Origin of the sequence: Lysinibacillus sp. FSL H8-0500 (assembly GCF_038051955.1) — a bacterium.
Lineage (GTDB): Bacteria > Bacillota > Bacilli > Bacillales_A > Planococcaceae > Lysinibacillus > Lysinibacillus macroides.
In genome coordinates, this window is the sequence record NZ_CP150292.1 from 3,940,910 (window position 1) to 3,952,439 (window position 11,530).

Annotated in this window: 4 protein-coding genes, 16 tRNA genes and 1 rRNA gene; 1 reads left to right on the forward strand and 20 read right to left on the reverse strand. The window is 39.2% G+C overall.

Annotation, left to right across the window (positions count from 1 at the left end; translation table 11 throughout):
- Positions 1-2: 2 nt before the first annotated feature.
- The 3 genes from MHB44_RS18815 to MHB44_RS18825 form a co-directional block, all read right to left on the reverse strand.
- Positions 3-1,034, reverse strand: a complete 1,032-nt coding sequence (locus tag MHB44_RS18815) for an ABC transporter permease (RefSeq protein ID WP_341300410.1) — start codon at positions 1,032-1,034, stop codon at positions 3-5.
- Positions 1,035-1,392: 358 nt separating this feature from the next.
- Positions 1,393-2,205, reverse strand: coding sequence for a GNAT family N-acetyltransferase (locus MHB44_RS18820; protein ID WP_341300411.1), 813 nt, complete (start codon positions 2,203-2,205; stop codon positions 1,393-1,395).
- A gap of 151 nt (positions 2,206-2,356) precedes the next feature.
- A complete protein-coding gene (locus MHB44_RS18825; RefSeq protein WP_341300412.1) occupies positions 2,357-6,757 on the reverse strand; it encodes an S-layer homology domain-containing protein in 4,401 nt (1,466 codons plus the stop codon).
- Positions 6,758-8,096: 1,339 nt separating this feature from the next.
- Here MHB44_RS18825 and MHB44_RS18830 point away from each other — a divergent pair.
- Positions 8,097-9,467 carry a catalase gene (locus MHB44_RS18830; protein WP_341300413.1) on the forward strand — a complete coding sequence of 457 codons (1,371 nt, stop codon included), beginning with the start codon at positions 8,097-8,099 and terminating at the stop codon, positions 9,465-9,467.
- 364 nt (positions 9,468-9,831) lie between these two features.
- Here the strand turns inward: MHB44_RS18830 and MHB44_RS18835 are convergent.
- The 17 genes from MHB44_RS18835 to rrf form a co-directional block, all read right to left on the reverse strand.
- Positions 9,832-9,912, reverse strand: a tRNA-Leu gene (locus MHB44_RS18835).
- A 47-nt stretch (positions 9,913-9,959) separates the two neighbouring features.
- Positions 9,960-10,033, reverse strand: a tRNA-Cys gene (locus MHB44_RS18840).
- A gap of 8 nt (positions 10,034-10,041) precedes the next feature.
- Positions 10,042-10,116, reverse strand: a tRNA-Gly gene (locus MHB44_RS18845).
- A gap of 6 nt (positions 10,117-10,122) precedes the next feature.
- Positions 10,123-10,197: transfer RNA gene (locus tag MHB44_RS18850), tRNA-Gln, on the reverse strand.
- 9 nt (positions 10,198-10,206) lie between these two features.
- Positions 10,207-10,282: transfer RNA gene (locus MHB44_RS18855), tRNA-His, on the reverse strand.
- A 32-nt stretch (positions 10,283-10,314) separates the two neighbouring features.
- Positions 10,315-10,390: transfer RNA gene (locus tag MHB44_RS18860), tRNA-His, on the reverse strand.
- Positions 10,391-10,402: 12 nt separating this feature from the next.
- A tRNA-Trp gene (locus MHB44_RS18865) sits at positions 10,403-10,476 on the reverse strand.
- Between the two features lie 14 nt (positions 10,477-10,490).
- A tRNA-Tyr gene (locus MHB44_RS18870) sits at positions 10,491-10,574 on the reverse strand.
- Between the two features lie 10 nt (positions 10,575-10,584).
- A tRNA-Thr gene (locus MHB44_RS18875) sits at positions 10,585-10,657 on the reverse strand.
- Positions 10,658-10,669: 12 nt separating this feature from the next.
- Positions 10,670-10,742 (reverse strand) — tRNA-Phe (locus MHB44_RS18880).
- 14 nt (positions 10,743-10,756) lie between these two features.
- Positions 10,757-10,832, reverse strand: a tRNA-Asp gene (locus MHB44_RS18885).
- Between the two features lie 27 nt (positions 10,833-10,859).
- Positions 10,860-10,934, reverse strand: a tRNA-Met gene (locus MHB44_RS18890).
- Between the two features lie 26 nt (positions 10,935-10,960).
- Positions 10,961-11,036 (reverse strand) — tRNA-Val (locus MHB44_RS18895).
- 16 nt (positions 11,037-11,052) lie between these two features.
- Positions 11,053-11,127: transfer RNA gene (locus MHB44_RS18900), tRNA-Glu, on the reverse strand.
- Positions 11,128-11,151: 24 nt separating this feature from the next.
- A tRNA-Ser gene (locus MHB44_RS18905) sits at positions 11,152-11,243 on the reverse strand.
- A gap of 5 nt (positions 11,244-11,248) precedes the next feature.
- Positions 11,249-11,325: transfer RNA gene (locus tag MHB44_RS18910), tRNA-Asn, on the reverse strand.
- A 17-nt stretch (positions 11,326-11,342) separates the two neighbouring features.
- Positions 11,343-11,458: ribosomal RNA gene (gene rrf / locus MHB44_RS18915) — 5S ribosomal RNA — on the reverse strand.
- Positions 11,459-11,530: the final 72 nt, after the last annotated feature.

Genomic DNA, 11,530 nt, shown 5'->3' on the forward strand with positions numbered 1-11,530 from the left:
GCTTAAGCCTCCCCTTGCTGTATTGCCTGTAACGGTTCAATTTTTTTAATCTGTAGCCCTGACAACGTAGCTCCAATAAAGCCAATCACTAAAAACACAAGTGCTAATTGTATAGTGGTGCTAATTGTTAATGAAAAAGGCATCTCTTTTGGAGAAACTAGATTGACTAGTTGGCTAAGGCTAATTGATAACACTAGTGAGACCACTGTAATAATGACCATTTGTGTCCAAATCATGTTAAATAATTTACTTGTCTTTACACCTATCGCTTTTAAAATGCCATACAAACCAATTTTTTGCACATTCATCATATAGAAGAAAATAGCAAACAGCAGACCACTAATCACCACTAAAAACCATATAATCATATTTAAAGATAACTGTTCCGCATTATAACTAGGGATGGTATTAAGAAACTCTTTATTGCTATATGCTTGGAGTCCCTTAAAATTTTGCGGCTCGCTATTTGGTACATAAATTAACTGCTTATCCTTTACTCGATACATCTCCTCGTAAGCCTCTTCACTAATATAAGCGACAGGTGCATGACTATATTTCTTTTGCGCTACAAAGCCTTTTACGATGAACTTTCCATTGTATTGATTATTCGTTAATATATCTCCAACTTGAATGCCCTTATCTTGCAGCGAGCTATCCAAAATTACCTCGCCTTGATATACAGCGCTAAAAAGTGTTGATTCCCTAGATGTAACAAAGGCTACACTTTGCTGTTTATCATCCTGATCGTTTAAAAAGCCCATCTGCATCGAAAAAGCCACAGCCTCCTTCTCTTTACGGATGATCTCCTGCTGCAGATCGCTATCGATTCTTGAAAGATTAAATGTGCCATCTGCATCCTCAGCCATATAAAATTGCCCCTGTGGTAAATCCTTAATGAAAGCCGCATTATCCTGTGATAGACCATTTGCCAAACCCGAGATCATAAAGGTTAAAAAGCTAACTAGGAAGATAATGGAACCCAAGATTAAAAACCGAACTTTATTCTTCTTCATTTCTTTCCATGCAAGATTCATCACTAACCCCTCCATTTCTTTAATTACTCATAGCTTAAATTTGTTAAATGAACAGAGCATGAACTAATTATTAAAAATGAGGGATAATAAAAAACTGCTCTTTATCCCTTAGAGCGGTTTCATTTGATTAATTTTATAACATGCTAAAATCCTTTTTGCTAATAAGCCTCTTTAAAAGAAATAATCACTAAATTAAGACAAATAGATTCTACATGGAGGAGGAGCCCTCATTTAAAAGGGAGCCTTCCATAAGCTTACAGGATGAATTTACGTTATAAGACATGATGATTTCTATCGTAGCCCACAATATAAAAACTCTTAACCTCTGATTACGCTAATGCATGTTAAAGATTCTGTATTACGGTCTTACTATTTTATAAGAACTATGAATTTCAATTGTATGATGAATATAGTCCTTAAAATAACTCTTAAAAAAATTTAATACCTTTTTATCTTCGTTTCTTACATCAAAACAAGCATAAGGAATGGTCAGTTGAATTTGATTTTTTATGACCTCACCTAGTAATGGTCTTAAAATATAATGATTCCTTCTATCTTCTTTAATGAAGAGTGAAGTAATAAATAAATATTCATTATTAACATTTATACTTATTATCCACCCAATAATTTCATCTTTAAAATAAATCCAATAGCTTGTTTGTGGACTAGTTTCACCAAATTGAAAGTTCTCTAAGGGTGATAAATGCTTAGGGTACCAATCAGCATTGCGTAACGATTCTAGCTCCGCTTCATGAATTTGATTCAATGCTTTAATAGAGAAACCTTCGGGAAAAGTGCTCGTTTCAATCCATTTTTCTTGATTCATATCTTTCACACTAATAATAAAATGCGTCTTATCTAAAGCTGGTGGCATCCACGACTGCTTTCTTAATGTAAATTTCATATTTGGGCTCGTTTCAGGAAAAATATTGGTGTATAAAACTTTAGCTCCTTTTGCCTTCAGTTCCTTTTCGGCAAACTTCAATAACTTTTCTTCAATGTTTTTATTTTGCGAGTTCTCTCTAACATTGACCGAATAAATGATGCCCATCCTATTTAGCTCTTTATATTCCGCTAAGACAAGCCCAAGTATTTCCTCATTTTTATCCGCTGAAATGCCTATAACAAAGGAGTCGTTGTCTAAATTATTTAATAAAAAATCACCCTTCACATTTTTAAAATGTGCGAATACTTCCTTTACTTTTGTTTGCTTTAATTTTTAAATTTGCATGATTTTTACCTTCTATATAAAATAATTTTAGCTAAAAAGATGAAAAGGACCACTTAACATAGTGATCCTTTTCGGTTATTAATAAGTTACATCAAGGGGGCGAGAGTGGAGCTCCTTGAATACTTTTTATATAAGATGCTGGCTTTTCGCTAGTTGCTTTTATACGGATATGAATATATTGTGAAACACCAGCTGGCATATCATTCTTCTCAGAAACGCCTGTTATAATTTGAGCATTTGCCCACTCAGGTGCATTGTCTGTTGCACTTGTGTTGCTATCAATAAAATATTCATAAGTCTGACTGGCATCTAAATTGTATAATTTTGTAAAGAAACCATTGGGCGTTACAAACACATTAGGTGCAGCAGCAGGCTTGATATCGCTTAACTCAATTTGCAAATCCTGCACATCGCTTGCTGGTTGCGCTCCTATTGATTCTACACGAATATGCACATATTGCCCTGCATTGACCGGAATATCATCAATTTCAGTTGTACCTGATAGCGTTGCAGGGATTACCGTTGACCAGTTAGATGTTGTAGGATTGTTATCAATAACATATTCATAATTAACACCATCTGTTAAGCCTGTTAACTTTATTGTTCCTTCAATAGTTCCTTGTGCTTTTATTGCAGTAGGTGCAGCAATTGGAGTTACAATAAATAATGGTATGTTCGTTATATTTATTGTTTTTGGATCAGAATATACATTTTCATTTACAAACACTTTTTGAGGCTTCGCTTTATTAAAGGCAGCGTCTCTTAAAGAAATATCATCACCAATTGCACTCATCGTAATGGTCGTGTTTTGTTCGATTTTTGATACGGTTGTTGCACCTAATGTGACCGTAACTGTATTTCCTAAAAGTTCAAAGGTATCATCATTAGCAAAAGCAAAAGTAGAATGAGTGGCGTTACTTAACGTAAAATCATTCACTAACTCAGCTAAATCACCAGAATTAACATTTACATCTTCAGAGAAGGTGATCGTTAGTGTATCTCCTGAAGTCACACTACTAGAATTATCATTGTCAATAAAGGCTGAACTAATAATCACTGGTGCAGCCTCATCCACTGCTGTCACATTAATTCCCGTTATATGCACGCCAGTCATATCTACGATCGATTGATTCGGATTTTGAATAACTGTTGGTGTGAAGTGCGTGCCAGCCACTGGTGCTACTCGAATTGTGATATATTGACTTTCACCTTGTGTATACTTAGAGTTAGGTGTTACACCATCACTCAGTAGTGGTATTCTTCCATGTTTATCTGTTACTTTTATAGACTGCACAGTATAATCAGGGACTGTAAATGAATTAATATCGACTGTCGCTGGATCAATATTTGCTGAAAATTTCAGGCGAATCGTTTCCATTTGTCCATCTTGAGAGCTAACGCCATCTTTCCCGTCTAGTGTAACCGTTCCTAATAATGGGTTATTCGCTACTGTGTTTGCAATAACTTGTCCCATCTTTCTCGCAAGTTTATCTGTTGTTGTTCTTTCTACTACAACCACGAACTTGTCAGCAGCTGCTGTAATTTTCCCGCCTGGTGGAAGTGCATCCCAAGAAGATACATCTGTATTAAATGATGGCTTACCCGTCATGACTGCAATCACATCATCAAAAACTTTATAAGCAAACTCATTTCCTGCATCTGCTGTTTCACCAACTGTGATATTTACTTTATCGTTACTTAATGGATCGTCCTGTGAAGTAACGGTTAAAACACCTAACTGCTGGATACTCACGCGCGTTCTTAAACTCTCCGCATATTGTGTCTCATTATCTGTTACTTTTACAATCGCTACATCAATTTCAGACGTTCCATTGGCAAAACCAGAGGGAATTGCAATTGATTTTTCACCATTTCCATCAGCTAGTAAACTCCAAGTTAATTGATTGCCTAACACATCATATACAGTAATTATATAATCGCTGATTGGTGAGGGAAGTTTCACTGTCACTGTATCTGCTCCAATGGCATTGTCAGTAACCGTAATATCATTAACTGTTGGCGCATCTGGGAAGGTTGTTGGTATGCCTTTTTCTACCCTTGCGCTTTCTGTTTTCCCATTTTCTGTAATTGTTACATATACTTTATCGAGACCTTGAGAAAAACCTCCTAAAATGTCTACCATATTAAACGGAGTTAAATTTGCGACTGTCAAACTTCCAATGACATTACCATTTGTGCTTGCATCATAGACGTTAATGATTGAGCCTACTGGTAATGTAGGTACAGCAACGACATCATTGCCTAGTGTCGCAAAATTAATCACTCGTATAGATGAAGGTGCTTGTGATTGACCTGCACTTGGAACAGGTACTGTCGCTGATAAACTTGCTGGTAAGTTGCCATTTGCTGCAAAACGTACTTCATAGTTTCCTGCTTGTAATCCTGTAATTTCTGTTGCTAATAAAGGTACATTCGTCCAATTTGAGTCAGTAGCTAATTTGTATTGATAGGACATACTTGCCTGTAAACCTGTGATTTTTCCATCATTACCTGCTAGAGTTGGCGACACCCCCTGCAATCCAGATGGTGCTGGTGGTGCTAGCACAAAGGAATCAGTAACAGTCGTCACCATCGCTATATTTGAACTAGCTGATCGATTTCCACTTGTATCTACAGCATAAACCGTATAATAGTATATCGTTCCTGAAACGACAGAAGTATCAGTAAATGCTGTTATACCTTTTCCAATATTACTACTTACTTTCGTTGCGCCAGTAGTGCCATTTGAATTGGTTGATCGAAATACTTCATAATACGAAAGGTCAGATGCCGTGTTAGCTGTCCAAGAAATACTATTTTGCAAGCCACCTAGTGCTAGAGGGTTTGTATCTAAACTTGAGCCTATTACACCCGTCACTGCTGTTGGTGCTGTTGTGTCCGTTGTTCCATTACTACTACCACCGCCTGAGTTGTTTTCGGATGGGGCTGTCGGTGTTGTGACTTGACTCTTTACCCAGTTAATTAGTTCAATCTCTTTCTTTATCGCTTCGTAATTTTGAATAATATCAGCAGGATTTACATCTACGGGAATAATAAGATTACCAATTTTCACATCTTGACCTATTGTTACTTTTGACTCTTTATTAACGATTTCAAGAGTACTCACACTTGAGTTGATGATAACGTTGGTAGCTCCTTGTGCAATCACTACTTTAGGGATCACCACTGAACGATCAGTAGTTAACGTGACATTGCTACTAACAACAATTTCTCCTACTGTAGATGTTCCAGCTGTTTTCGATAGGAAAATAACATCTGCGTTTTTATCAACACCCACATCACCCAATTGAAATTCACTGAAAACAACTCTTCCTCTCACTGTAGGTTCATTTACAGCCACTGGGAAGTTATTGATAGATGCAACCTTTGCTACAAACGATTTATAGGATTTAGCTTGACTTGCTACTTGCAGGGAGTCATCAATCGTCGTTTTCCCTTCTACTTTTATGAATTCAGAGAAGAAAGAGTTCTCGACGCCTCTACCAACATGTAAATCACCTTTAATTGTGATATTTTTTATTGTGACATAGTCGCCATTGACATTGACATTCGCATCAATCATTGCATTTTTTCCATCAAATACAACATGATTTGCATATGGATTTGATGGATCTGTACTTGATGTACCTTTTGCAGTTAATTCAATAGATTGTATTTGTTCAATTTTATTTTCTTTTACAGTGAGTTTTAAGGTAGCTCCTTTTAAAGCTGCTAAATTAATAGGATTCATCCATTTCTTTTGTTCATCTGAAAGTATGTACGTTCTTTCAGATGTCACAAGTGTTTCATTTGTAATATTAGCTATCACCTCATTTACTTGAACAGGAACAGGTGTTATTTTGTTTTCACTACGGTAAACGAATGCTGCTATTTGTCCACGCGTCACATTTTTATTAGGCGAAAATGTTGTGGGAGTCGTTCCTGATGTGATTTCATTTTCAATTAATGTACTAACATAATTTCTAAACCAATCGTCTTGATTCACATCTGTAAATACGAGTTGTTGTGAATCTTCTGATTTTAAATTATAGGCTAATGAGATAATTTTAGCCATCTGGGCACGAGTTAGCGGATTATTCGGTTTGTATTCACCTTCAGATCCTACAATAATCCCCTGATTTGCTAATGCAGCAATATATTTATAGGCATTATGCTCCTTAGGTACATCTTTAAATCCTGGGTCTTGGATGTTTATTGTATCCAAATCTAATGCAAGAGCAATGATTTTAGCTGCATGAGCCCGCGTTAAAGTTTCGTTTGGACGGAATGTGCCATCATCATAGCCGCTAATAATATTACGCGCATGTAAACTATTCACTGCTTCATAAAAGTATGCATTTGATGGCACATCCTTGAATTTTGTTGTAGCTGCGTTAGCATTTGGCACAACTGTCACTAAGGTACTTGCTACAACAGACGCTGTAATTGTAGATGCCATTATCTTATTAAAGTTTTTATTCTTTTTTTTCATAGTCTCACATTCTTTCTCTCATTATTCATGGTGACTGTTTTACAAATAAATAGGAATTAGTGATATATCTTTTTCTATATATTTTAGATTGATATTTCTCCCTTTCTCTATTTTAATTCCACAATGATTTTGGGTAGTTATTACCAAATCATTTAGATATCACCATATTTTACTTTCCATTTTAGAGATATTCGTCTACCTATCATACAAATGTGGTAAAAATATTTTATAATAAATAGCAAAATTTTTATATATAATTTTTCTTAACAAAGCACATCTGAATGCATGACCAAAACGTTATTAGAACAACCATCATTAAACAAAAAGAACGAGTGAGCCGTTTTGTACTGAACTCCGAATTTATATGAAGCAAGCTTACGATAAATGATTAACTCATAGCTATTCATGATTAAAAGATTCTCGTCTGATAACCTTTGGTAGTAGTTAGTTTATTTCCCTATCTGACATCTTTAAGAGACAATTTCTTTTCTAATTCGGGAATAAAAGCTTGTCAACTGCCTCTTCTATCGTCTCATTTGACTTCTGTATCTTTACAGGAAGAGGTCTTTAAGAAAACCGTATATACCATATTTTATCATTTGAGTTATTTATTACATCTCTTATCTTTTTTAATAAATGAAAAATAATTTTAATTGTTTTATAACTCAATAGTATCCTCCGAAATATCACTTTCTACATATCGCGGCTTCATCACATCCGTTGCTACAGGAGTTGTTCCACTCCCAAAATCCTTAGTAATTGGAGGTAACGGGCTGTCGTTAAATTTGCTTTTAAATATGTCACTAGGCTCTAAGATTTTTATTGAAGTACTTTAAAGTGAAGTTGTCAACGAGGTTTTATGCGCAATTGGGTATATTGAAAAATTGAACGAAAACAGCAAGTAAAAGAACTTCATCTACCGCATTAAAGGCAATTTATCAAAACAACAATGATGAGGCCGATCAATTCAACAATGAAAATCAAAAATACCTCTTATGCACTTTACATCTTCTTGCGGCGAAACACCCAACATTTGGGAGTACTCGAAAGACTCTTTCATAGTCGATTCTATATGCCACACCAGCAGCATCTACTAATTCAGTTATTAATAGGACGATGAATGATATTTGCGTTAATGGGAAGGCAAGCAGCCCATATACATCGCCACTATCAATCTAACACTAGAAATTATCAACGATAGAAGAAGGGCTGGCTCCTATACAGGCTTTTGTTGCGACAGTAGTTGCTCTTCATGTGCGGATCGGCATTAGGTGCGTAATCATAACAACCTATAGCCCTGCATATACATTGGAAGAATATAGATATGGGAGGTAGAGGAATGGACAACAAGAACACCCACGATCAGACCAACAATCAAAGTTGGCAAGGTGGCTCACAACCGTCGCGCTACTCGCAGACAGTAGGAGAACGTGGCCCGATTCTGGAACAGGATACCATGCTGCACGAGAAAAATGAAACGTTTATCCATGAAACAATATTAGAGCGCCCTTTACATGTGAAGGGTTTTGGAGCCTTTGGTTATTTCGAGACGTTTAACTCGATGGCGGCTTACACAAAGCTTTGTTTCCTCCAACGTCTAGGCCAACAAGTACCTGTTGCTGTCCGATTCTCACTAGCGGCCAGCAACAGGGGAACACCAGACACTTCACGCAATGTGCGGGGCTTCTCGACTAAATTTTATACTGAACAAGGTATCTTTGACTTAATATGCAACCATCTTCCCGTATTTACGGTGCGGGATCCCATGCGGTTTGTAGAGACGGTCAGTGCCTTCAACCCGTCACCTGTCAACAACTTGATGGATCCCAATCGGTTTTGGAGCTTCTATGCGAAAAATCCGGAGGCGACGCATTTCGTGCTACAGTTGTACTCCGACCTGGGTACAATCAAGAGCCTCCGTCATATTCCTGGTTATAGTGTGAGTACTTATGTTTGGAAGAATGAGCAGGGTGTCCGTACTTATGTGAAATACAACTGGATCCCGCTAGCCGGCGTGCAGTATATCGACAGTCAGGAGGCGGCTCGACTTGCCTGCGAGAACCCAGATTACGCTGGTAAGGATCTCTATGACACAATTGCCCAGGGCGTACCAGTCGAATATGGGCTATATGTACAGCTTATGAACCCGCAAGACGAAGCCACACTGCCGTTCGATCCACTGGACGATACGAAGGTATGGGATGCACAGCAGTACCCGTTGCTGCCAGTCGGCAAGATGGTGCTGAATCGCAATCCCGACAATTATAAAGAACAGGTGGAGAAGCTAGCCTTTTCTCCGTCCAATATGCTGGAAGGTGCCGAATTTTCATTGGACAGAGTACTTCAAGGACGCGCCAATATCTATACGGATTCACAGCGTTATCGGTTAGGACCGAATTTCCGCAGCATCCCGATCAACCATCAGGCAAACTGGAAGCCATCAGACGAGGTCACAAGCAGCACCGGTAGCTATGTGGCAGGTCGGCTAGAGCGCACTGCACCTCCAAAAGGGGATGACTTCACGCAGCCAGGGCAATTTTACAACTCGCTGTCACCTGTGCTGCAGGAGCACTTAGTCCGTAACATTGCCTCCGATCTTGGAGCTGCCTCTTCAGAGTTGCAGCAGATTGTGTTAGGTTATCTGGCTCAAGCAAATCAGGAACTCGGAGAACGTGTTGCCTGGCAAATCGGTAACAAAGAGAAGGAATAACACCTGCCCAACCTTCAAACAATAGGGAAATTCAGATATCCTGAAACAAGTAGCGGGATTTCTCTACATTTCAAATACCCTCCGTTTATAGAACTGAGAGCATATTCTTATATAATCAGGTATTTATCGAAGAAATCCCGATAGGTTGGTTTCCTTGATCAAGAACAACTCCTTCATTAGTGAGGTCAGTGTATTAAGAGAGGACTGAAAATTGGGATAAAAATAAGACACTTTCTATTCGATTTGAACAGAAAGTGTCTTATTGTAACTCTTGAAAATCCCTTGCTATGCGAGAGGTGTTCAAGAAATGCAAAAAAGTTCATCAGAGATTATCTCTAATGAACTATTGCTGATTAATTTGTGATACCGGTGAGAGGACTCGAACCTCCACGGATCTCTCCAAACGATTTTGAGTCGTTCGCGTCTGCCATTCCGCCACACCGGCATAATAGAGATAAAAAAAATCGGCTAAACCGATTAACAGTAGGAATATGGAGGCGGCAACCGGATTTGAACCGGTGATAAGGGTGTTGCAGACCCGTGCCTTACCACTTGGCTATGCCGCCATCATATTTGGAGCGGAAGACGAGGTTCGAACTCGCGACCCCCACCTTGGCAAGGTGGTGTTCTACCACTGAACTACTTCCGCATAAAATGGCTGGGGTACTAGGATTCGAACCTAGGCATGACGGAATCAAAATCCGTTGCCTTACCGCTTGGCTATACCCCAACATTCAAATGGGGCGACTGATGGGAATCGAACCCACGAATGCCGGAACCACAATCCGGTGCGTTAACCACTTCGCCACAATCGCCATTATATGATAGTTATTAATTTTATAGTTAATGGGGCGACTGATGGGAATCGAACCCACGAATGTCGGAACCACAATCCGATGCGTTAACCACTTCGCCACAATCGCCATAAAATTAATTGGCAGGGGCAGTAGGAATCGAACCCACACCAAAGGTTTTGGAGACCTCTATTCTACCGTTGAACTATGCCCCTATAATCAATAAAACTGGTGGAGGGGGACGGATTCGAACCGCCGAACCCTAAGGAGCGGATTTACAGTCCGCCGCGTTTAGCCACTTCGCTACCCCTCCGGGAAAAAGATGCCGGCTATAGGAATCGAACCCACGACCTACTGATTACAAGTCAGTTGCTCTACCTGCTGAGCTAAACCGGCAAAAAAACAAGATGGGTCAGGACGGAATCGAACCGCCGACACTTAGAGCTTCAATCTAATGCTCTACCAACTGAGCTACTGACCCATATTTTAAATAAATGGCGGTCCCGACCGGGATCGAACCGGCGATCTCCTGCGTGACAGGCAGGCATGTTAACCGCTACACCACGGGACCATGTTTTTGCTTTCGTACATAAAAAATTGGTTGCGGGGGCCGGATTTGAACCAACGACCTTCGGGTTATGAGCCCGACGAGCTACCACTGCTCCACCCCGCGATAATACTATAATATTGTAAAAATAATGGTGGAGGATGACGGGCTCGAACCGCCGACCCTCTGCTTGTAAGGCAGATGCTCTCCCAGCTGAGCTAATCCTCCATCTGGGTATTAAAAATGGTGACCCCTACGGGATTCGAACCCGTGTTACCGCCGTGAAAGGGCGGTGTCTTAACCACTTGACCAAGGGGCCTGCGTTTGGAATAAATCAAAGTGCTGGCGGAGAGTAAGGGATTTGAACCCTTGAGACAGTGTTAACCGCCTACACGATTTCCAATCGTGCTCCTTCGGCCACTCGGACAACTCTCCAAGAATGGCTCCGAAGGCAGGACTCGAACCTGCGACAACCTGATTAACAGTCAGGTGCTACTACCAACTGAGCTACTTCGGAATAAATTTTAGTATATAGCCTAGCGATGTCCTACTCTCACAGGGGGAAGCCCCCAACTACCATCGGCGCTAAAGAACTTAACTTCCGTGTTCGGTATGGAAACGGGTGTGACCTCTTTGCCATTATCACTAGACTATTTGAAAGACAATACTTATTATAACATATTTTATAAAAATTACAAGTATATTATAATATTTTATTCTTT

Coding starts and splice junctions, on each gene's coding strand:
- MHB44_RS18815 (WP_341300410.1), bottom strand. CDS start 1,034: ATGAATCTTGCATGGAAAGAAATGAAGAAGAATAAAGTTCGGTTTTTA.
- MHB44_RS18825 (WP_341300412.1), bottom strand. CDS start 6,757: ATGAAAAAAAAGAATAAAAACTTTAATAAGATAATGGCATCTACAATT.
- MHB44_RS18830 (WP_341300413.1), top strand. CDS start 8,097: ATGGACAACAAGAACACCCACGATCAGACCAACAATCAAAGTTGGCAA.